The organism is Bradyrhizobium sp. STM 3557 (assembly GCF_045571465.1).
Lineage (GTDB): Bacteria > Pseudomonadota > Alphaproteobacteria > Rhizobiales > Xanthobacteraceae > Bradyrhizobium.
The window spans coordinates 2,445,621-2,467,283 of record NZ_CP120697.1 but is presented as its reverse complement, the minus strand read 5'-3'; the positions used below and the strand labels follow the sequence as shown (position 1 = coordinate 2,467,283).

Below are 21,663 nucleotides of genomic sequence, written 5' to 3'. Positions count from 1 at the left end.
ATGGTGATGCGATGTAACATATGCACTTGTCATAAATGTAACTTTGTAAATTTTGTCAACATAAAGGTCAGCATGACTGACCTTCGGAGAGAGGTCATGGCGAGCGATCAGGGGAAGAAACTCTTCGTCGGTCCGCGCTTCCGGCGTATCCGCCAGCAGCTCGGCCTGTCGCAGACCCAGATCGCCGAGGGGCTCGGCATCTCGCCGAGCTATGTCAACCTGATCGAGCGCAACCAGCGCCCGGTGACGGCACAGATCCTGCTGCGACTTGCGGAGAGCTACGACCTTGATCTGCGCGACCTCGCCACCGCCGATGAGGACCGCTTCTTCGCCGAATTGAACGAGATCTTTGCCGACCCCTTGTTCCGGCAGATCGACATTCCAAAGCAGGAGCTGCGCGACCTCGCCGAACTCTGCCCCGGCGTCACCCATGCGCTGCAGCGGCTCTATGCCGCCTACACCGAGGCGCGGCGCGGCGAGACGCTTGTCGCGGCGCAGATGGCCGACCGCAATGAGGGCGCGCGCTTCGAGGCCAACCCGATCGAGCGGGTGCGCGACCTGATCGAGGCCAACCGCAACTATTTCGCCGAGCTCGAGCAGGCCGCAGAGACCCTGCGCGACGAGCTCAACGTGCCGGCCGAGGAGCTGTATGCTGCGCTCGCCGCGCGGCTGCGGGAGAAGCACGCGATCGTCAGTCGCATCATGCCGGTCGACGTGATGCGCGAGACGCTGCGGCGCTTCGACCGCCATCGCCGGCAGCTTCTCATCTCCGAATTGATCGACGCGCCCGGCCGGACCTTCCAGCTCGCCTTCCAGCTCGGCATGGCCGAGTGCGGCCCGCACTTCGAGAGTATCCTGGCTCGCGCCGGCGCGCTCGACGACACCGCACGCAGGCTCTATCGCATCACGCTGGCGAACTACTTCGCGGCAGCCGTGATGATGCCCTACCCGGTTTTCCTCGCTGCGGCGGAGGCCCTCAACTACGACATCCACGTGCTGGCGCAGCGCTTCCAGGCTGGCTACGAGCAGGTCTGCCACCGCCTCACCACGCTGTCGCGGCCCAATGCGCGCGGCATCCCGTTCTTCATGCTGCGCGTCGACAATGCCGGCAACGTCTCCAAGCGCTTCTCCTCGGGCACCTTCCCGTTCTCGAAGTTCGGCGGCACCTGCCCGCTGTGGAACGTGCACTCGACTTTCGACACGCCGGACCGGCTGCTTCGCCAAGTGATCGAGCTGCCCGACGGCACGCGCTATTTCTCGATCGCGCAGGCGGTGCGGCGGCCGGTGGCTTTGCATCCCTATCCGCAGCCGCGCTTTGCGATCGCGCTGGGCTGCGAGATCCGCCATGCGAGCCGGCTCGCTTATGCCGCCGGCATGAATCTGGAGACGACCGAGGGCACGCCGATCGGCGTCAACTGCCGGCTCTGCGAGCGCGAGAACTGCGCCCAGCGGGCCGAGCCGCCGATCACACGCAGCCTGATATTGGACGAGACGACAAGACGGGTCAGCTCGTTCGCGTTCAGCAATGCAAGGGAGCTGTGAGCGCACGCCCTCTCCGCCGTCATTGCGAGGAGCAACGCGACGAAGCAATTCAGAGGCATGCATTCGACTCTGGATTGCTTCCGCCGTCGCCCTTCGGGCTATGGCGAACAAGTCGCTTCGCTCGCAATGACGCGGGGACATGCGCGATCGCCTTCTCGCGGCGCATTCGCGCCCGAGCTATTCAATTCGTTTCACCCTCTTATCAAGCAGAGGGCACAGGGAAGGCCGGGAGCTCGCCGCCCCCATGGCCCCCGTGCGTAAGAAATGCACGGGGCAGGAACCACAGGTTCGGCCAAGACATCCCGGCCTTCCCTGCGCGATGGCTTTACGGCTTATACGTACTCTCCCCGGGGACCGGCTTGATTGCCCCCGTCGGTCACAGCGCTCGTCGAATGCCGCGACCTTGACCTCAGCACCGGGAGGTCAGGACTACACGATTTCGCCGTGCGTATCGTGCTGCTCGTCCGCGCAAACTCTATTCTATTAAGCATGATCTTATCGGAAAACCGCTATGCACTTTTCCGGATCATGCTGTCACGCTGCAGCCCGACACGCCCACCGCATCCCGCACCCAACGTTCGTGACGACCCGCGAAGCGCCCCTCTTGATCAGGGCGGGATGTGCGAAAAGATGCGACTGATTTGCCCGACATGCCAAGCGGAATATTTGAGGCAGAGATCTAGACACGGACGATCAGATTGAAAACATGAAGAAACTTAGTTTTTAGGCGCAAAGCGAAGAGGACTGCCCGCCTCCCGACAGCAACGGTGGCTACCCGAGTTCAGCAGCAACAGCTCGTTCTCAAACTGATCCTCAACGCCGTCGAAGCGATGAGCAGCCTCGACGGGGGGCCGCGGGAGCTGCACATCACCACGTCCGCGAATGCCTCAGGCGGGATTCTCGTCGCAGTACGCGACGATGGTCCGGGGTTAGCGCTGACGTCCAGCTAGGTACACCATCCGCATCCGAGTTCGGGGCGAAGCACGGGACCTTGCCCGACGCATCAATGTCTGCCGCGGGTCAAAAGCGCCAGTTTGGCCGGACCATTGATTTCGACGGCGCTCACCCTCCATGTTGATCTCCGTCATCACAAGCCTGGAGATGCCCGTGGTCAAAGCTTACGACTGGAGAAAAAAATCTAACAGACGATGTCGGATCGCCTGACCTCCATGCGTCCTCAGGTTCGCAACAAGGAGACCAACTCATGCCAGAACAGGCGAAAGCCGAAGAAACCCTGATCAGAGCCCTGCTTGAGGGCTGGGCAGACGCCGTCCGCCGTCACGATCTTCCTGCGATCCTCGCACATCATGATCGCGACATGGTGATGTTCGATGTGCCGCCGCCGCTTCAATGCAGAGGCGTCGAAGCGTACGCCCAGACGTGGGACCTGTTTTTTCGCTATCACAAACCCGGCGCAGCCTTTGACTTCAGAGAACTCGCCATTACTGCGGGCGCCGAGGTCGCGTTCGTAGTTGCCATCATGTGGTGTGGACCCGATTCGTCAAGCAACCCCATGGACAAGGACGGTTTTCTTTTCAGGCTCACTGTGGGGTTGCGCAAAGTCGATGGCAATTGGCGCATTACGCACGAGCATCACTCAGTGCCCGCTCCAGAGTGATTCCGCCGGCCAGTCAGCCGGCACGTCGGCTGTGGCAAAAGCGGAAGTTGCTGAGGCGATATGTCGCCTCTTGTTAAGGGTTTCGGATGCCGGCCGCAGGCGTGACAGTGCAGCATATCGGGCGGCCGGCGTCCGAAGCCCTTCACATATGCAGATCCCAACCCTTCTTGATAGTGCGCAGCGACCTGCTGGCACCATAGCGATCTCTCCGAGCAGTCTCGCCTGAAGACAATTCGCCGTTGGCGCTGTCACCATCATTCGTTTACGCGACCGCCGCGGGCAAGTGTCGCCGCCTGCTGCAAAGCAATGCGACGGACGAGCGGGTCGGCATGACGATGCACCAGCTGCCAATCGGAGCCGTCATTGTGATAAACCTCGGTGACGCGGAGCGACCAGTCTTGATTGGGTAAGCCGCCAACCTCTGCTTGTTGCCGCTCGACCATGACGAGAATGATGAACCTATCCGACGCGTAGGTTTGCGCGACTTCCAGGCTGGTTTCGCCGTTCTTGAAAAACCGCGCTAGCTCCGCCAAGCGGTGAGGGCTGGCATCGAACCCGTGGCTGGCCGGTCCACCGAAAGGCTGCATCAGCGTGAAGTCCGGCGCAATATGGACGAGACTGAACCACCGATCCATGTCGCCGCGCATGAAAGCCGCGTTCTTCTCGGCGGCACGCTTGATAAGTTGGGTAACCTCGTCGCCTGCGGCCGCAAGGCCGACCGAAGTCCGGGCTGACAGCGGCACCGCAGCGACCGCCGTGATTGCCGCCCGCCGCGATAATGTGCTTGGCGTATAGCTGTTTTGCTCAGGCATTTCCGAGTCTCCGGGTTCAGCAACTTTCGCAACGACCAACCATGGAGCCTTGTGGTACGTGAAGCCAGTGATATGATTTCACGAATATGCTGAACCAGGTTTCTCTATCGAGGATTGATCTGAATCTGCTCGTGCTCTTCCAGACTGTCCTGGAGGAGGGGCATGTGGGGCGCGCGGCCGGCCGGCTGAACCTTACGCCATCCGCCGTGAGCCACTCGCTCGGACGGCTGCGATCTCTTCTGAATGACCCGCTGTTCCTGCGGACGCCGAAGGGCGTCGTACCGACAGCGCGCGCCGTGGAGCTTGGCGAGCCCGTGGCGGACATCCTGGCGCGCGTCGGACGCGTGATCGCCTCGGCTATCCCCTTCGACGCGGCAACGAGCAGCCGCCGTTTTGTGATTGGCGCCCCCGATGCCATCATGGCGTCGGCGATGGTCCCGCTGTTGGAGCGCCTCAGCAGGAAGGCACCGCGCGTCGACATCAGCCTAATCCACTTGATGCCCGTGCGGCACGCCGGCTCGGAGGAGCACCCCTGGCAGGCGAGCCTGCAGAAGCTGGAAAAGCGCGAGATCGACGTCGCCATACTGCCCATGCGCACAGTGCCGGCCCGCTTCGAGGCGCAAAAGCTCTATGAGGAGGATTTCGTGGTCGCGATCGCAAGGGCCACGTGTTCGCCCGCACACCGACGCTCGCCGCATTCTGCAGCGCTCAACATCTCCTCGTATCACTCGACGGTAATCCACACGGCTTCGTCGATGAACTGTTGGCGAAGCGCGGACTACAGCGCCGCATTGTCCTGACCGTGCCGACGTTCATGACGGCACTTGCCCATCTTTCAAGCTCCGATCTGATTGCGGCGTTGCCGCGCCGGCTGGTCGAGCAACACGCGGCCCGCTTCGCCCTCGCTGTGGTCGAACTTCCCCTCAAGCGCAAGTCCGATCCGATCCAGGCCGTCGCGACCAAGGCCGCAATGATGGATGCCGCCATTACGTGGCTGATGGAACTGATCGGCGAAGGGGGCGGTCCGAGACGGAACGCCCGGTTTTCGATCTAACGAACACCTCTCTTGACCTCACGCGCAATCAGCTCTGCTCTGGGTCACACGCGGCCTATCGGTCCTCGGGTTGCTGACTTCCGGCCAGGCCGCGGACCTCTTCGGCTCCGGCCCGAAGGTGCTAGAAGGGCCAGACTCGGTCCTGCAGGGCTGTCCTTGCTGCAGTCCGGTCTTCACTAGAAGCTGATGTTCGGTCCGATCAAGGAGCCGCGCCATCCTATCATTTTTGAGAGGCGAGGCCCCTTGATCTCACGCAGCGGAAGCGAGTCAACTTCCGTGGCCGAAAGACCTAAGTTTCAGTTGTTGCCTCCGCCCGTTTGGGTGCGAAAGCCGGTCACCACGAACCACTCCCGGGAGGGGCTATTTCCCACTCGGCGCGCTCCCCGTCGTAGTGGCCGTGGTCCCCGCTTGTTGCGGCTGCGGCGGCGGTGCTTTAGGAGCCGACGTCAGCATACGAATCTTCCATTGCCCATTCTCACGAACATCAAGAGCAGTCCAAATAGCATCGATATCCAGAGGATCGCCTTTCTCATTCTTTCCAGTAATGTGCGCTTCGCCAGTTGATAGAGCCATGTTTTCTGACAATGGCTGAACTTCGGTCACCTTGACCTCGAGGCGATTCAGTCCAGATTTGAAACCGTCCTCGTAAAACTTGGTATTATCTGGCTCAATTCCATTCTGAGTAACACGCAGGTAGTTCTTGGTATAAAGTGACGTAATCCCGGCAGCATCTTGTTTGTCGAAGTGCTGCTCGTATGCTGAAGCTATCTTCCCAATTTCCTCCTTGAGATTTTGATCTGCCGCAGTCGCAGGAACTGCTGACAGTAATAGCGAGAAACATACAGCTCCAAATGCGCGCATGATGTTACCTCCCTGCTGTTGATGCTTCCTGGAATAGAGGATGGAGGCAAGGCTTACTTCCGTCCCCCTAAGTAACGTCGATCGCGCGGTCGCCCGGTTTCGAGGAATAGGTCCTGTCAGTATTACTTTTGGTAGAATTCGGGCGCACTAGCGCCGACCTGCCTCCGTCCTTGCTGACTCATCTGGTGAATCGCGAAGCGACGTTGGCTCCTGCGCCAATATAGCTCAACACAGCGATGTCGGCCATGGGTCAAGACGCGAAACACTCGACCTGAGCAATTCCGGTCCGCTGACCGCCCCAGAGCGGACCTCCAAGCGGCGGATCGCCGCTTCGCTAATGGGCCAAAGGTGGCCTTGATGTCTTCGGCTAGCCCACCTCCGGTTGAATCCGGGAGCGGACATCGTTCGCGCCGCCGGAAGGTCCGAGATCGGGCCAATAACCGACAAAGGCGCCGATGCCGCCTTCTCATACCCAGCGCCGCACCCGCGCTACATACTCCTCATAAGCCGCGCCGAACTGGCGGCGCATCTTGGCTTCCTCGAAGGGGATGTGGCCCCAATTGACAGTGGCAAAGACGGCGAGAGGCGCCATGAACATCGGCCAGGTGCCGATCCATACCGCAATGCCCAGCGCGAGAGTAACCAGTCCCAGATACATCGGGTTACGGGTGAATTGGTAAGGACCAAGAGTGACGAGTTTGCGATTGGCTGGCGACGTCGGGTTGATTTCGGTGTCCTCGCGCCGGAACAGGACGAAAGCCCAGACGGGCAGGATGAACGCAAACGCCACCAAGACTATTCCCAGCAGCGGAAGCGGCAGGCCGGGCATCGTTGGCCAGCCCAGCCACCAGCTCAGCGTCACGCAAAGCAGTATATAGAACAACGTCCAAATTGGCGGAGGAAGCCTAAGCAGGGTCGAACCAACCGAAGTAGACCAGGATCTCATTTGCCAGCGCAGAGCCGGTATCGCAACCCGAACCGTTCCACTCCGCTGACCTGCCTCGAGCAGACACAAAGCGGGCCGTCGCCACTTTGCTCATCGGCCGATATCCAACGTGGGCGCTCCAATATGACCAAAATTTCGGCCTCCAGGGCCGTTTCAAGTCAGGCCGGCAAGCCTGCCTTGAGGAGGCCTGCCTCGTAACGCCGGCGGTCGACGTCGTGCTTGTAGTGCTGGGTGGCCAGGTGCGCGGCCACAGAGAACTTCGGTTCGCGCTTCAATACCTCTGCGGCATGCGCCTCGGCCGCGACCGCATTGCCCATTTGAGCGAATGTACCTGCCAGGAAAGCATGATGCGTGTGGTCCGGCCGCGTGATCCGCGAAAAGGCCTCGGCGGCTTCGGCGTATCTTTCGGCGCAGTAGCAGGCGCGTCCGAGGTGGCTCCAGAAGCGCTCCGGATGATATGGGTTGAGGCGCATCGCCTTCTTGATCCAGTCGATGCCTTCCTCCGGCCGCCCGAGCCAGGTCAGAAGCTCGCCCTGCTGCACAACAACGAGATCGTAGTTGGGGTTCAGCGCCAATGCCCGTTCCTGATGGTACGCGGCCTTGTCATGATCGTCACGATTGAGGTTCAGCGCGGCGAGAATTCGGTGCACGTCGCTATCATTATCATCCAGCCCCAACGTGATCTCCAGCTCGGCCGCGACCTGCTGGAACGTCGCATCGCGATCCTCGCACCAATCGTAAACCCATGTCTGGCCAAGCACGCACGCCTTCCAGGCGTGCGCATGAGCATAGTTGGGATCGAGCGCGAGAGCCCGGTCGAGCAGGCGCTGCGCTTCCGCATTGTCGGCGCGACTGGAGCGGTGATGCAGCACCTTGGCGGCGAGCACGCATTCATAGGCCACCATGTTGTCGGTCGGCTTGCGCTTCGCGCGGTCGTGGGTTGCAGCCTCGACGCGGCCGGGCAGCGTCGCGACGATCGCACGGGTCATCTCGTCCTGAATAGCGAAGATGTCCTTGAGCTCCCGGTCGTAACGTTCAGCCCAGATGTGCCGGTCCGTTTCTGCGTCGATCAATTGCACGGTGACCCGGATGCGGTCACCGATTTTTCGCACGCTTCCCTCGAGCACATAGTCGACGCCGAACTCGCGCGCGACGTCCTGTACCTTGACCGCCTTGCCCTTGTACACGAAGGTGGAATTGCGCGAGATGACGAGCAGATCGTGGAAGCGCGACAGCTCGGTGATGATGTCCTCGGTGAGACCGTCGGCGAAGAACTCCTGCTCGGGATCGCCGCTCATGTTGGCAAGCGGCAGCACGGCAATCGACGGCTTCTTCGCGATGGCCGTCGCGGCTGTAGAGTCCCTGCCGGCGTCCGGCATTTTTTTAGGATTTTGGTCAAGCCGGATCCGAAAGGTGCGTATCGGCCTTGCGATGTTCTTGACGCTCTGCTCGCCGAGATCCTCGAATTGGACGTCCTCCAGGCGCTGGCCCAGTTGCTCCCGCACTGCCGCTGAGACACAGATGCCGCCCGGCTCGGCAAGCGTTTGCAGGCGTGCCGCGATGTTGACGCCATCGCCAAAGATGTCGTTCTCTTCGATGATGACGTCCCCGAGATTGATACCGATGCGGAACTCGATCCAGCGTGCCGGGGGAACGTCGGCGTTGCGCCGAGCCATCCGGCGCTGAACCTCGGCAGCGCACAACACAGCATCGAAAACGCTGCGGAATTCCACCAGCATACCGTCGCCGGTCGTCTTGATGATGCGCCCGCGATTTCTGGCAATGGCCGGATCTATGAGCTCGATCCGATGGGTCTTGAGGCGCGCGAGCGTCCCCGTCTCGTCGAGCTCCATGAGCCGACTGAAGCCGACCATGTCAGCGGAAAGGACCGCCGCGAGCCTGCGCTCTTGTCCGGGCATGTCCATCTCTTTGGTTGCTTCAGAGATTTTAGCAGAGGACAGATCATTGCCCAAGCTTTCAATCCGCGCAGGTTCGGCCCCGCCAGGGACCAGCGTTGAGGTGAAGCCGCGCCGGCTTGGCGGATCCGAGCGAGCCGCCTCTCAACACCTTAAAAGGAAGCCGCCAGGCTGCGGCGGCGTCCGGGTCCCCCGTTTCAGCCGGCCTCCAGGGGCAAGGGCGCAGCTGACATCGTTGTTTCGTCGCCCCTCCTGCATCTTCAAGCGTTCTCACTGCTTCTCGACTTCGACGGCATATCTTCTGATGACCCTGACCGCCTTCTCACGCTGCGGAGCAAGGTCCATCCAGGCTTTCGATTTGTAGAATGCGACAGCATCATCTACGCTGTCCCATTCAGTGAGCGCTGCGCTTTTTGGAGGTGCGCCGCCCTCTATTGGAACCACCCGACCAGCTGCCGTGCGCAAGGCACGACCATGTGCCTCCTCTATCAGCTTGCGAGCTACAGGCAGGTAAGCGGCCTGAGCTGAAGCATCGAGGATTTCATTCTCGCTGACGACATACGCTTTCAGCTTGGCGCCTTGAGCGTGAATTCCCTCGGCCGCAAGAGCGCCAAGCGCGGCGCCGGCGAGCATGACCATTGCAGTTCGAAATCTGGATTTCATGGCAAGGTCCCTCCGTTGGGTCTGCAGTCGGCTATGATCTGACGAGGGCAGAACCGGCCCTCGCGCCGGTCGCGATCGCAAACCGTCGAGAAGCGCGAGATCATCGAACCGGCAGCATCAAGTGCTCGTACTGTGTGCCAGGCCACATCACATAGGGCCTCGTTGGATCGGCCTTCGCCTCGCGCGGATAACCATCCAACATCTTGGCGCCCGAACCGACGATCATGACGTGGGCGCCGGTCTTGATCCAGTTGTTGCCAGGCTCTTCTTTTGTTGCATACGGGTCGGTGTTGCTCGCACCGCCGTCCCCGCGGAGCATGTACATGAAACCGACCTTGTTCGCTGGGGGCTCCTTGTGCTCCATCCAGGCCGCGGCCCATTCCATCGCATTTTTATCCCCGCACATCGGGTCGGGGTTGGCCGGATCGGCGTGACCTGGCATGCACGTCCACTGCCCCGTTCCTTGGCGCAATGTCCTCATCTTGCCGCCGTGATCCATGGCGACGACCGTAGCGTCTTTGGCGATGGCCTCGGGCGCAGCCGACAGCGACAGCTTGATCAGCTCCTCATCGCTCATCTTGTGGCCGCTTCGCTCCTGAGCGAAGCCGTAGCTCGGGGCAAGGGCGAGTGCAAATAGAGTTACATAGGCCAGCGATTTCATCGCGAAATCCTCCCATGATTTGTTTGTTAGTGCCTGCCGCGACGTAGCCGAAGGCGGGCGTCTGCACTGAGGCGCTTGCACCTCGCGTGCGTCATCAGCCGCCGTCATCTGAACAGTATGCGACACATCGGGTTTACGTTGGTGACGGCGCAGGAAGCGCAATCAAGCTGCTATCTTCCGCGATTTCGATCAAGCAGCAGTCCTCACCCATTCATGGGCTGGCACACCGCGATCGCTTTGGGCGAACGCCCTACCTGATTTCCGCATGATAGCGGAAGCGGTCGGCCGGGCCGCGGGAGCGGCGCCACTCGATCGGCCGGCGTTCGGGATCGAAGGCGAGACGCTCGATCACGATCACCGGCTCGCCCGGCTCACGGCCGAGCAGCCGTGCCTGCATCGCACCCGCGATCTCCACCGTCAGCGTCTCGTCGGCGGAGGCCACGATCTGGCCGCAGCGCGCCTCATAGAGCGGATAGAGCAAATCGCCGAAGTCGCCGGGATCGAGGTCGAGGATGGCGGCGAAGCGCGACCGCTGAAGCCAGATCTCTTCCGAGAGCAGCGGCACGCCATCGATCAGGCGCAGCCGCGACAGGTTGATGACCGGCTCGCGTTCGGCCAGCCGCAGCGCGGAGGCCACCGCGGACGGCGCCGGAAGCACCTTGCGCTGCAGGATGCGGCTCTCCGGCACCTTGCGCTCGCCGCTCTCGGACTGAAAACGGAAGAAGCGGAACAGCGAGGAGTTGAAGCGGGCACGCCGCACATAGGTGCCGCGGCCCTGCTGGCGGTCCAATAGCCCCTCGGCCACCAGGCAATCGATCGCCTTGCGCACCGTGCCGATCGACACGCCATGGGCGTCGGCGAGCTCGGTTTCCGACGGAATCGGATCACCCGCCTTCCAGTCCTGGGCCGCGATCCTGCCCGCGAGATGGTCGCGCAGGCGCTGGTACAGCGGCAGCCTTGCATCGGAGGATAGGGTTGTCATGCAGTCATTTATATGACTACAACGGCCCTGAAAGCAACGACATCAATTAAGGGGGACGCGTCCGCATGGCCCAATCCATCAGCCAGCCACAGGCCACGAGCAGTGCCGATCCGGCCGCGCTGACCAGGATCATGAGCAGGATCACTTGGCGGATCGTGCCATTCCTGATGGTTTCCTACTTCATCGCCTTCGTCGACCGCGTCAATGCGGGCTTCGCGGCGCTGCAGATGAACCACGACATCGGGCTGACGCAGGCCGCGTTCGGGCTCGGCGGCGGCCTGTTCTACGTCACCTATGTGCTGTTCGAGATCCCGAGTAATCTCGCCATGAAGAAGGTCGGCCCGCGGCTGTGGATCGCGCGCATCATGGTGAGCTGGGGGCTTGTCTCCGCGGCGATGGCGTTCGTGACCGGACCGAACTCGTTCTACGCGGTGCGGCTGCTGCTCGGCGCGGCGGAGGCCGGCTTCTTCCCGGGCGTGATCCTGTATCTGACCTACTGGTTCCCGCGGGCCTATCGCGCCCGCATCGTCGCCATCTTCATGGTGGCCATTCCGGTGTCGAGCTTCCTGGGCTCGCCGATCTCGGCCGCGCTGCTGCAGACCGACGGCCTACTCGGCCTGCGCGGCTGGCAATGGATGTTCATCCTCGAAGCGGTGCCGGCGGTGCTGCTCGGCTTCGCCACCATTTTCGTGCTGCCGGACCGCCCCTCCTCCGCGCGCTTCCTCTCGCCACAAGAACGCGATCTGGTCGAGCGCGAGTTGGCGGCCGAGGCAGAGAACGACACCACGACGACGCGTCATGCCTCGCTATGGGCGATCATGCGCGACAAATACGTGCTCGCGGCTTCCTTCATCTATGCCGGCGCGTCCGGCGCCAGCCAGTGCCTGTCGCTGTGGCAGCCGCAGATCATCAAGTCGTTCGGCCTCACCAACATGCAGACCGGCCTCTTGAACTCGATCCCGTTCGGCATCGCCTCGGTGCTGATGATCATCTGGGGCCGCACCTCGGACCGCTCGGGCGAGCGCATTTGGCACACCGCGATTCCGCTGGCGCTGCTCGCAGCGAGCCTCGCCGCGTCGGTTGCGACGAACAGCCTCGCGCCGACCATCCTGATCCTCTGCGTCGCCGTCACCGCGACCTACATCGTCAAGGGGCCGTTCTGGGCGCTCTCGACCGAATGGCTGTCGGCGGGCTCGGCCGCCGCCGGGATCGCGCAGATCAACGCGATCGGCAATATCGGCGGCTTCATCGGCACCTGGCTGCTCGGCGTCATCAAGGATGCGACCGGCAGCTATCCGCTCGGGCTCTTGCCGCTGGCCGCGATCTCCGCGGTCGGCTGCCTCCTGGTGCTGACGATCGGCCGCGGCCGCAGGCGAACCGTAGCGAACGACAGCGCGGCGACGTAAACCTTTTTCAAAGGTGCAGCATCGTAAGAGCCACGATTGCCAAGCAAGGCGCGCGACTGCATAGTCGCGCGCCTTTTTCAAACGCTGATGACGATTCTTTAGGGGTGACCATGGCTGACGCCGACCTGGATGCCGTGATCCGGCAACTGGCCAAACAGCAGAACAAGACCATCCTGGCGGCGGCGAAGAAGCGGCGCGATCGCTTCAACGGCATGGCGGTCAAGGCCAAGGACAAGGACGCCAAGGAGCGCTTCAAGATGCTGGCGCGGGAAGCGTTCGAGCAGGCTGGCGCCGCCGCGCGCCGCCTGCTGCTCTCGGCCGACAATGCCGCCGACAGCTACGCGCGCGCCATGCGCCAGGCGGCTGCCGCCGAGTTGCCGAAGAAGGTCGAGAAGAAAGCCGAGAAGCCGGCCGACAAGGCACCGGCAGAGGCGGCCTCGCCGAAGGCCTCAAGGGCCAAAGCGGGCAAGGCCAATTCGGGCAAGAGCAGCTCGAAAGCCAAAAAGAAGCCGGCCAAGAAGGCCGGCTCCTGAGCTGAATTGCCCTGTTGTCCTGCGAGCTACATCGTCGGCAGCGGGACGCGGAAGGTCTTGTAGCCCGCAATCTCCGGGAACGCTTCCGCGGCTTCCGGCACCACCAGCGCCACGATGGCAGCCGTCACCTCGCCGTTGGTCAGGCGGTTGATTGCGGTGCCCTGCCCCTGCATCAGCTGGACCTCGGAAGCACCCGCGGCCGCCATTGCGGCCGTGACCTTGTTATGGGCCCCCGCATAGCGTTCGTCGATCGCGACGGTTCGGCCACGCAGGTCGGAGATCGCCCGCACGCTGGGCCGGACCATCAGCACCGCGACGAGCCGCGAGGCCGCCGCAGCGGCAACGGCCTCACTGCGCGGGGCCGCGTCGGGCTTGGCATTCGGCGCCGGCAGCGCGGATAGTGCGGTGATGCGCTCGGCAAGCGCGGTGGCGACCGCGACCTGCTCCTGAACCGATGCGCCGGAGGGACTCGATGAACTTGGCGGCGCAGCGGCCGGACGCGTTTCGGGCTGTTCGGCCGGTGCGGCCGTTGCTGCTTTCCATTTGGCGAGCGGAATCGCCGGATCTGCCGGAATTCGCGTCGCTTCCGACAGCTGCGGCGGAGGCGCTGCCACCTTGTGGTGCTCCGCGACATGGTGGTGGCGTCGCTTGTGTCGCACCGCCGATCTGTGCCGGCGGATGCCCGCCTCCCGGCCAGACAATGACGGCCCGGGATGAGCGACCTCCGGCCTGACGGCACAAGGCGCGCCGGTCAGGTCGACGCAAGGTGCGACGGCCTGCACGGGTGGCTGACGGCTGCAGCCGCCGAGCGCGAGCGCCGCGACCAGGGCCAGTGCGCTGAAGTGAAGCGCTCTCACGATATTGCTCCTGCAAGGTTGGGGCGCGCAAAGTCCGGTTTGCAGCGCCGGTCTGCTGGCCACCATTTCCGCGGACAACCGTTAAACTCAGACTTAAATGTCAGGCATTGCAGGACGCAGAGGCTGGCGATGGTTAATGCCGCACCGACAAAACGGCCGCTTGAGCAGGACTAACTGCCGATCGCCGCTCGCAAGGCCTGGACGCTGCTACTGCAAGATGAGAAAACAGCCGGCGCACGTGGCAAGACGACGCAAACCCGCGGACTCTCGCGAGGCACCAAGTGCCCGAGCTGGTTGGGGGAGAGGCGCATGAGGAAAGCCGCCATCGTCATGGCTCTTGGTGCGGCTGCCAGCCTGACGGCCGTGGCCGGCCCTGCTCACGCCGAGCTGATCGGGCGCTACGAATGCAACGTAGTGGGCACATTGGGTCAGGAGCCGATCGGCGACCGGCCAGGGCACATGCTCGTCAGCTTTCAATATTCCTGTTACGGCGTCGATGGCCGGCTCAAGGGGGCGCTCTACACCGCGTCAGTTGCCAGCGAATGGGAGAACCAGAAGGGCATCTATCTTTATGGCTCCGGCATTCACCGGATGACCGACGGCCTGGCCGTGATCCAGCTTGTGGAGGGGACAGGCACAGTCAGCATGCAGGATGGGACACCCGCCATCTCGCAGGCGAGCGGCAAGGTCACGTTCAAGCTGGCCTCGGGCAGCCTGGCCTCGCTCGCCGGCAGGACCGCCAGCTTCACGGCCCGCCTGACCGGCCCTGGGCACTTCATCTATGAGATGAACGATTGAGCCGATGCGCTGCTGACGCAGCCGCGCGCGCAGGGCCGCTCGGCGCGGGCGGCTGATCTCCCATGATGCGTTTCTCCGTTGATCGCCCCTGCCGTGCCGGGGCATGGTAACCATCTGCGATCGCCGCTTGGAAGCGAGCGGCATTCGATCTCTGCCGGCGGGGAACGAAGTGCCGCCCGCAATGTTGGAATGAGCTTGAGGACGTCCCATGGCCACGATTGACCCCGCCGCCGGCAAGCCGGTCGCTGACGCTGCGCTTGCCAATATTCCACGGCTGATCACGGACTATTACGCACTCAAGCCCAATCCGGCCGAGCCGACCCAGCGGGTCGCATTCGGCACCTCGGGCCATCGCGGCACGTCGCTCAAGACCAGCTTCAACGAGAACCACATTCTCGCCACCACGCAGGCGATCTGCGACTATCGCCGGCAGCAGGGCCTCGATGGGCCGCTGTTCATCGGCATCGACACGCACGCGCTGGCGGAGCCGGCGCTGGTGAGCGCGCTGGAGGTGTTCGCCGCCAATGGCGTTCAGGTGATGGTCGACCAGCACCGCGGCTATACGCCGACGCCGGCGATCTCGCACGCGATCATCTCCTATAACAAGGGGCGCAAGGATCATCTCGCCGACGGCGTCGTCGTCACGCCGTCGCACAATCCGCCGGAGGACGGCGGCTACAAATACAATCCGCCGCATGGCGGCCCGGCCGACACCGACGCGACGGCTGAGATCGAGCGGCAGGCCAACGTCTATCTCGCCAATGAACTCGCCGGTGTTGCGCGCGTCACCTATGAGCAGGCGCGCAAACTGGGCACGGTGCATCCCTATGACTACGTCACGCCCTATGTCGAAGACCTCGGCCGCGTGGTCGATCTCGATGCGATCAAATCGGCCGGCGTCAAAATCGGCATCGATCCGCTCGGTGGCGCCGCCGTGCATTATTGGCAGCCGATCATCGAGCGCTACGGCATCCATGCGACCGTGGTGAACGAGCGCGTCGATCCGACCTTCCGTTTCATGACCGTCGACTGGGACGGCAAGATCCGGATGGACTGCTCCTCGCCTTATGCAATGGCGAGCCTGATCGGCATGCGCGAGCGCTTCGACGTCGCCTTCGCCAACGACACCGACGCCGACCGCCACGGCATCGTCACCCGCTCCGGCGGGCTGATGAACCCGAACCACTTCCTCGCCAGCTCGATCGCCTATCTGTTTGCACATCGCCCGGACTGGCGCGCAGATGCTGCGATCGGCAAGACCATCGTCTCGAGCTCGATCATCGACCGCGTCGCGCGCAAGCTGAACCGCAAGCTGGTGGAGACGCCGGTCGGCTTCAAATGGTTCGTCGAGGGGCTCGGCTCCGGCGGCTTCGGCTTTGCCGGCGAGGAAAGCGCCGGCGCCTCGTTCCTGAAGCGCGACGGCACCGTGTGGACCACCGATAAGGACGGACTCATTTTGGGCCTGCTCGCGGCCGAGATCATGGCGAAGCGCGGCCGCGATCCGAGCGAGCTCTATCGCGAGCTCACCGCCGAGCTCGGCGCCCCGGTCTATGCGCGCATCGACGTGCCGGCGAGCCCGCCACAGAAGGCCGCGCTGAAGGGGCTCACGCCGGAAAAACTCGGGCTCAAGGAGCTTGCCGGCGATCCCGTGCGCGCCGTGCACACCACGGCGCCCGGCAACGGCCAATCGTTCGGCGGCGTCAAGGTCGAGACCGAGCATGGCTGGTTCGCCGCGCGTCCTTCCGGCACCGAGGACGTCAACAAGCTCTACGCGGAAAGCTTCCGCGACGAGGCGCATCTAAAGCGGATCCAGAGCGAGGCGCAGGCAGCGCTGGCGAAGGTGGGATAGGGAATGGCGAATGGTTGAGAATTGATTCTTTCCCCATTCGCCACTCGCTATTCGCTATTCGCTATTCGCTATTCGCCTACATATGATTCGCCATGGCGACATTCATCGCCATCGCAGCTTCGTCGTGATGGCCGCCGTCGGTGGCGCCGTTGGGCAGCACGCCGTCATCCTCGATCTGGAAGTGGGTGCCGGCCGGCAGCTGGCCGACCTTCTCGTATGCGCCGTAGACCGCCATGTTATCGACCTTGATGTCGCTCTGCTTCACGAGGTCGCCATGCACGGTGATGGTGCCCAAGAGGTCCTCGTCATGCGCGCCGGCATTGCCCTGCTGGCTGATGACGGTGATCACGCTGGTGTCGTTCTTGCCGTCGTGATTGGTATCGAGATATTCGATCGACTTGACCTCGGCGGTGTGCGCCGCGATCTCGATCTTGTCGCCCTGGGCGCGATTGAAATCGGTGATGGTGTCGTTGCCGAAACCGTCGACCCAGTGGTCATGCACATTGTTGTTCTCGCCGGTGACGCCGTGCCAGTCGATGGTGCCGTCGGCGTTGACGTGCTTGGCCACGATCTCATCCTTGGCGTTGACGAGGCCTTCGAAACGGAAGGTGTCGGCCCCCTTGCCGCCGGTGAGCACGTCATCGTGGGACGTGAACGCAGCGGTCTCGTCGGCAAAGATCTGCGTGGTGCCGTCCTGCGCCGCGACCATTTCGCCGGCATCAGAGCGGCTTAGCAGCACGTCATTGCCAGTACCGCCGTTCAGGTGGTCGGCGCCAAAGCCGCCGGTCAGCATGTCATTGCCACTGCCGCCCGACAGGCGGTCGTTGCCAGAGCCGCCCCACATCATGTCGTTGCCGTTGCCGCCGTCGAGCATGTCGTTTCCGGCCATACCGGTGACGTCGTCGTCGCCGCGGCCGGCAAACAGCATATTGCTGCTCTCTGTCCCGTTCAGATGATCATGGCCTGATGTGCCGCCGGTCAGCGAGGCGAAGAAATCCTGGAATTCGCGATTGTGAGACAGCAGGTGATCCAGCATGTGAAATCTCGGCATTCGTACTCTCCCAACTAAGAGCCTCCCTGTGAACGCGCCATCCGCCGTTGCTCGCAAGTAACAAACGCAGCGCAGGAGAAGAGCGAGGCAAAAACCCTTCCCTTGCGCGCGAAGTGAATGCTGGAAGGCGGTCACAGAGCGACTGATTAGTGGCGCTGCTTGCGGTGCGTCGTCGCAGCCCGACTTTGGAGATGTTCTAACTGCGATTGATCCAGCGCGAAGCACCCATCAGGTGGCTCGCCCATAGTCGAGCGCGACATGTTAAGCGTCAGAAACATCGGCCATTTGGCGGCCGCGCCGGAAACAGATTGAAACAGCCAAGGCGCGGTCGCGCGCACGGGAATGCGGCACAAATACGAAGCGAATGTGCATGCGAGCGACGATCTGTCGCACGATATCGACGGCGGTCATCGATTCCATGCCCGCACGGCGCGAAAGCGGCGAGGCTGCCGTCCTCATCGAGCCGGAGCGTGACGCATCCCGATCACGATCGCGCCGCGCGAAGGCCCATTCGCGGGCGCGCCCTGCCCCGATCTTGACCGAACGGCGGCTGATTTGCTTTTCGCAGCGCTTCGGATATCCATGATTCCTCGAGCACAAACCGCTGATTGGTGAGACCGAATGCGAAGCTCCTTGCCTGCCTTACGAGCGACGTTGGCGGCCATTGCCGCAACCTTCAGCTTCGCATCCCTCGCGAAGGCGCAGTTCGCCCCCGCTCCCGCGCCGATCACCCGGGCACCCCACGTCGCGACAGTGCCCTCGCCGCGCGCGGGATCCTGCCACAACGGCCAAAGCTTCGAGCGCTTCCTTGCCGATCTGAAGCAGAAAGCCGCCGCAGAGGGCGTGTCGCAGCGCGCGATCGCAGAGGCCTCGCCCTACCTGGTTTACGACCAGGGCATCGTCAACCGCGACCGCGGCCAGCGCGTGTTCGGCCAGCTCTTCACCGAGTTTGCTGGCCGCATGGCCGCGACCTACCGGATGCAGAACGGCCAGCAGCACATCCGCACCTATGCGGCGGCGTTCGCTCGCGCCGAGAAGGAGTATGGCGTGCCGCCGGCGGTGATCGCGGCGTTCTGGGGTCTGGAGAGCGATTTCGGCGCCAACATGGGCAACCTGCCGACCCTGCGCTCGCTGGTGTCGCTGGCCTATGACTGCCGCCGCAGCGAGCGGTTCCAGGGCGAGACCATTGCCGCGCTGAAGATCATCGATCGCGGCGACCTATCGCCATCGGAGATGATCGGCTCCTGGGCCGGCGAGCTCGGCCAGACGCAATTCCTGCCGACGCATTACGTGAACTACGCGGTCGACTATGACGGCGACGGCCGCCGCAATCTTTTGCGCAGTGGCCCGGACGTGATCGGTTCGACCGCGAACTACATCGCGAGCGGCTTGAAATGGCGGCGCGGCGAGCCCTGGCTGGAAGAGATCCGGCTGCCGCAGGACTTCCCCTGGGAGCAGGCTGACCTCACCATCAAGGCGCCGCGCAGCAAATGGACCAGCCTCGGCGTCATTTATCCGGACGGGCGGCAGCTGCCGAGCGACAATCTCCAAGCCTCCGTGCTGCTGCCGATGGGCCGCAACGGTCCGGCGTTTCTCGCCTACGCCAATTTCGCCGCTTACACCGAATGGAATAACTCGCTGATCTATTCGACCACCGCCGGCTATCTGGCGAGCCGCATCGCCGGCGCGCCGCCGATGCGGCGGCCGGCAGGTCCAGTGGCGCAGTTGCCATTCAACGAGATCAAGGAATTGCAACAGCTCCTGGTGCGCGCCGGCTTCGATGTCGGCAAGGTCGACGGCGTGCTCGGCCAGCAGAGCCGCACCGCGATCAAGGCGATGCAGCTGAAATATGGACTGCCGGCCGATTCCTGGCCGACCGCGGACTTGCTGGCGCGGATGCGCGGAGGCGCACGCGCGCAGGCGGGACCGGTGCAATGACCGCGCGAGCCGTCATTGCGAGCGAAGCGAAGCAATCCAGCGCCAAAGAGAAAAGTCTGGATTGCTTTGTCGCCTGCGGCTCCTCGCAATGACGACCTTCGGACGGGATATGGTGGTGGGCACAGGACGCCTGATGGCAGCCGCTTGCCCACCCTCCAGATTGAAGCGATAGGCAAGACGGCCGAGCGCAAAAAATCCATAGAAAGATGCAGTTGCATTCTCTTGGGCGCCGCCCTACGTGCGGCGTGGAGCGCTTCATTGCGGCGCCCCCAGCCAACGAGAGCATCCCATGTCCTTTTATGACGCAACCGTCTCCGCTTATCTCCAGATCCTCACCAGCCTTTCCGGCCTGCTCGCCAAGGCTGAGGCCCATTGCGAGGCCAAGAAAATCCAGCCGGAAGTGCTGCTGAATGCGCGGCTCTACCCGGATATGTACCCATTCACCCGCCAGATCCAGCTCGCCTGCGATTTCGCAGCCAAGGGCGCTGCGCGGCTCTCCCATAGCGAGGTGCCGAGCACGCCGGATACCGAAACGAGCTTCGCCGAGTTGCGCCAGCGTGTCGCCAAGACCATCGACTACCTGAAGACCTTCAAGCCCGAGCAGTTCGAGGGCGGCGATGCCAAGGACGTCACCTTCCCAAGCGGACCAAACGCCACCACGACGCTGAAAGGCCAGGACTTCGTCAATCGCGTCTCATTCCCGAACTTCTATTTCCACGCCGCGATCGCCCACGGCCTGCTGCGCCATAATGGAGTCGAGATCGGCAAGCGCGACTTCCTGGGGATCGCATAGGGTTCAGACCGGACGGCGCGCGAGCGCCGTTCCGGTCCATGCGCATCCCTTCTCGCTTCACGATAACGCTCGAACGGCGGCGGCGCCGCCGGGTCACAAATTTGCACGCGTCGCCGCGGTCGGCGGCCGTTTCGCCCATTTATCAGTCATTTCGCAGAATTCTTTTTTCGACGCTGGGCTCATCTGCGCAATTCGAATGGCAGCCGACATTGTTGCATCGGTAACAATCGCCATCTGCTCTGGGCTGTCCTCTTTTTGGAAAACCAGAGCATGAATAGACCGACCAGATTGTTCGAGCCCTACCAGCTTGGCCCGATCACGCTCGCCAACCGCATCGCGATGGCGCCGCTGACCCGTAACCGCGCCGTCGCAGGGCTGGTGCCGAGCCCGCTGGCGATCGAGTATTATGGCCAACGCGCCTCGGCCGGCCTTTTGATCTCCGAGGCGACCCAGATCTCGCAGCAGGGCCAGGGCTACCAGGACACTCCCGGCATCTATTCCAAGGAGCAGGTCGCCGGCTGGCGCAAGGTCACCGACCGCGTGCATGAGAACGGCGGGCGGATCTTCCTCCAGCTCTGGCATGTCGGCCGCATCTCGCATGTCTCGCTGCAGCCGAGCGGCGGCGCGCCGGTCGCGCCATCGGCGATTCCCGCCAAGACCAAGACCTTCGTCGGTGGTGCCTTCACCGAAGTCTCGCCGCCCCGCGCGCTGGAGCTGTCGGAGATTCCGGGCATCATCGATGGCTTCCGCAAGGGTGCTGCGAACGCAATCGAGGCTGGCTTCGACGGCGTCGAGATCCACGGCGCCAACGGCTATCTGCTCGACCAGTTTGCCAAGGACGGCACCAACAAGCGGACGGACGCCTATGGCGGCTCGATCGAAAATCGCGCCAGGCTGATGCTCGAAGTCTCCAAGGCGGTCACGGCAGAGATCGGCGCGGAGCGGACCGGCATCCGCATCTCGCCGGTGACACCTGCCAATGATGTCTCCGATTCCAACCCGCAGCCGCTGTTCGACTACATCGTCGATGGGCTGAACGCGCTCAACCTCGTCTATATCCATGTGATCGAGGGTGCGACCGGCGGCCCGCGCGACATCGCGCCCTTCGACTACGCCTCCTTGCGCAAGCGCTTCAAGGGCGCCTACATGGCCAATAACGGCTATGACCTCGCGCTCGCCAACCAGACGATCGATTCCGGTGCCGCGGACCTGATCGCGTTCGGCAAGCCGTTCATCTCCAACCCGGACCTCGTCGAGCGGCTGAAGGCCGGCGCACCGCTGAACGAATGGGACAAGAACACGTTCTATGGTGGCGGCGCCAAGGGCTACACCGACTATCCGACACTGAAGCAAGCGCAGGCGGCGGAATAGTCCCGAGGCCCT

At 63.0% G+C, this 21,663-nt stretch carries 19 protein-coding genes and 1 pseudogene; 10 read left to right on the top strand and 10 right to left on the bottom strand.

Annotated elements, in window-relative coordinates:
- The first annotated feature begins 96 nt into the window (after positions 1 to 96).
- Together P6U24_RS11190 and P6U24_RS11185 are read left to right on the top strand one after the other, a co-directional pair.
- Complete coding sequence (locus P6U24_RS11190) at positions 97 to 1,542, top strand: short-chain fatty acyl-CoA regulator family protein (RefSeq protein WP_407159174.1); 1,446 nt, start codon at positions 97 to 99, stop codon at positions 1,540 to 1,542.
- A gap of 1,204 nt (positions 1,543 to 2,746) precedes the next feature.
- Positions 2,747 to 3,160 (top strand): YybH family protein, encoded by a 414-nt coding sequence (locus tag P6U24_RS11185; RefSeq protein ID WP_407159173.1) that lies wholly within the window; start codon positions 2,747 to 2,749, stop codon positions 3,158 to 3,160.
- Between the two features lie 254 nt (positions 3,161 to 3,414).
- On the opposite strand, the gene P6U24_RS11180 is transcribed toward P6U24_RS11185, so the two are convergent.
- Positions 3,415 to 3,972, bottom strand: a complete 558-nt coding sequence (locus tag P6U24_RS11180) for a nuclear transport factor 2 family protein (protein WP_407159172.1) — start codon at positions 3,970 to 3,972, stop codon at positions 3,415 to 3,417.
- An 86-nt stretch (positions 3,973 to 4,058) separates the two neighbouring features.
- On the opposite strand from P6U24_RS11180, the pseudogene P6U24_RS11175 reads away from it, so the two are divergent.
- Positions 4,059 to 5,026 (top strand): annotated as a pseudogene (locus P6U24_RS11175) (LysR family transcriptional regulator).
- 360 nt (positions 5,027 to 5,386) lie between these two features.
- On the opposite strand, the gene P6U24_RS11170 reads toward P6U24_RS11175, so the two are convergent.
- From P6U24_RS11170 to P6U24_RS11145, 6 genes are all read right to left on the bottom strand, one after another.
- On the bottom strand, positions 5,387 to 5,887 hold the full coding sequence (locus P6U24_RS11170; protein ID WP_407159171.1) for a YybH family protein: 501 nt from the start codon (positions 5,885 to 5,887) through the stop codon (positions 5,387 to 5,389).
- 466 nt (positions 5,888 to 6,353) lie between these two features.
- Positions 6,354 to 6,770, bottom strand: a complete 417-nt coding sequence (locus tag P6U24_RS11165; RefSeq protein ID WP_407159170.1) for a methyltransferase family protein — start codon at positions 6,768 to 6,770, stop codon at positions 6,354 to 6,356.
- A gap of 221 nt (positions 6,771 to 6,991) precedes the next feature.
- Positions 6,992 to 8,758, bottom strand: coding sequence for an adenylate/guanylate cyclase domain-containing protein (locus P6U24_RS11160; protein WP_407159169.1), 1,767 nt, complete (start codon positions 8,756 to 8,758; stop codon positions 6,992 to 6,994).
- A gap of 261 nt (positions 8,759 to 9,019) precedes the next feature.
- Positions 9,020 to 9,412 carry a DUF1330 domain-containing protein gene (locus tag P6U24_RS11155; RefSeq protein WP_407159168.1) on the bottom strand — a complete coding sequence of 131 codons (393 nt, stop codon included), beginning with the start codon at positions 9,410 to 9,412 and terminating at the stop codon, positions 9,020 to 9,022.
- A 100-nt stretch (positions 9,413 to 9,512) separates the two neighbouring features.
- On the bottom strand, positions 9,513 to 10,073 hold the full coding sequence (locus tag P6U24_RS11150; protein WP_407159167.1) for a hypothetical protein: 561 nt from the start codon (positions 10,071 to 10,073) through the stop codon (positions 9,513 to 9,515).
- Between the two features lie 250 nt (positions 10,074 to 10,323).
- On the bottom strand, positions 10,324 to 11,055 hold the full coding sequence (locus P6U24_RS11145; protein WP_407159166.1) for a GntR family transcriptional regulator: 732 nt from the start codon (positions 11,053 to 11,055) through the stop codon (positions 10,324 to 10,326).
- Between the two features lie 65 nt (positions 11,056 to 11,120).
- On the opposite strand from P6U24_RS11145, the gene P6U24_RS11140 reads away from it, so the two are divergent.
- A complete protein-coding gene (locus P6U24_RS11140; RefSeq protein WP_407159165.1) occupies positions 11,121 to 12,461 on the top strand; it encodes an MFS transporter in 1,341 nt (446 codons plus the stop codon).
- A gap of 110 nt (positions 12,462 to 12,571) precedes the next feature.
- The gene (locus P6U24_RS11135) at positions 12,572 to 12,994 is read left to right on the top strand and encodes a hypothetical protein (protein WP_407159164.1); all 423 of its coding nucleotides are present in this window, start codon (positions 12,572 to 12,574) and stop codon (positions 12,992 to 12,994) included.
- A 26-nt stretch (positions 12,995 to 13,020) separates the two neighbouring features.
- On the opposite strand, the gene P6U24_RS11130 is transcribed toward P6U24_RS11135, so the two are convergent.
- The gene (locus P6U24_RS11130) at positions 13,021 to 13,851 is read right to left on the bottom strand and encodes a hypothetical protein (protein ID WP_407159163.1); all 831 of its coding nucleotides are present in this window, start codon (positions 13,849 to 13,851) and stop codon (positions 13,021 to 13,023) included.
- 309 nt (positions 13,852 to 14,160) lie between these two features.
- On the opposite strand from P6U24_RS11130, the gene P6U24_RS11125 reads away from it, so the two are divergent.
- Positions 14,161 to 14,649, top strand: coding sequence for a hypothetical protein (locus tag P6U24_RS11125; protein WP_407159162.1), 489 nt, complete (start codon positions 14,161 to 14,163; stop codon positions 14,647 to 14,649).
- A 208-nt stretch (positions 14,650 to 14,857) separates the two neighbouring features.
- Complete coding sequence (gene pgm / locus P6U24_RS11120) at positions 14,858 to 16,498, top strand: phosphoglucomutase (alpha-D-glucose-1,6-bisphosphate-dependent) (RefSeq protein WP_407159161.1); 1,641 nt, start codon at positions 14,858 to 14,860, stop codon at positions 16,496 to 16,498.
- A 76-nt stretch (positions 16,499 to 16,574) separates the two neighbouring features.
- On the opposite strand, the gene P6U24_RS11115 is transcribed toward pgm, so the two are convergent.
- Positions 16,575 to 17,549 (bottom strand): calcium-binding protein, encoded by a 975-nt coding sequence (locus P6U24_RS11115; protein WP_407159160.1) that lies wholly within the window; start codon positions 17,547 to 17,549, stop codon positions 16,575 to 16,577.
- A gap of 261 nt (positions 17,550 to 17,810) precedes the next feature.
- Entirely contained in the window at positions 17,811 to 17,960 is a 150-nt protein-coding gene (locus P6U24_RS11110) for a hypothetical protein (protein WP_407159159.1), read from the bottom strand.
- Positions 17,961 to 18,170: 210 nt separating this feature from the next.
- Between P6U24_RS11110 and P6U24_RS11105 the strand changes: the two genes are divergently transcribed.
- From P6U24_RS11105 to P6U24_RS11095, 3 genes are all read left to right on the top strand, one after another.
- Complete coding sequence (locus P6U24_RS11105; protein ID WP_407159158.1) at positions 18,171 to 19,487, top strand: lytic murein transglycosylase; 1,317 nt, start codon at positions 18,171 to 18,173, stop codon at positions 19,485 to 19,487.
- A 289-nt stretch (positions 19,488 to 19,776) separates the two neighbouring features.
- The gene (locus P6U24_RS11100) at positions 19,777 to 20,280 is read left to right on the top strand and encodes a DUF1993 family protein (protein ID WP_407159157.1); all 504 of its coding nucleotides are present in this window, start codon (positions 19,777 to 19,779) and stop codon (positions 20,278 to 20,280) included.
- 270 nt (positions 20,281 to 20,550) lie between these two features.
- Positions 20,551 to 21,651 carry an alkene reductase gene (locus P6U24_RS11095; protein ID WP_407159156.1) on the top strand — a complete coding sequence of 367 codons (1,101 nt, stop codon included), beginning with the start codon at positions 20,551 to 20,553 and terminating at the stop codon, positions 21,649 to 21,651.
- Positions 21,652 to 21,663 lie beyond the last annotated feature (12 nt).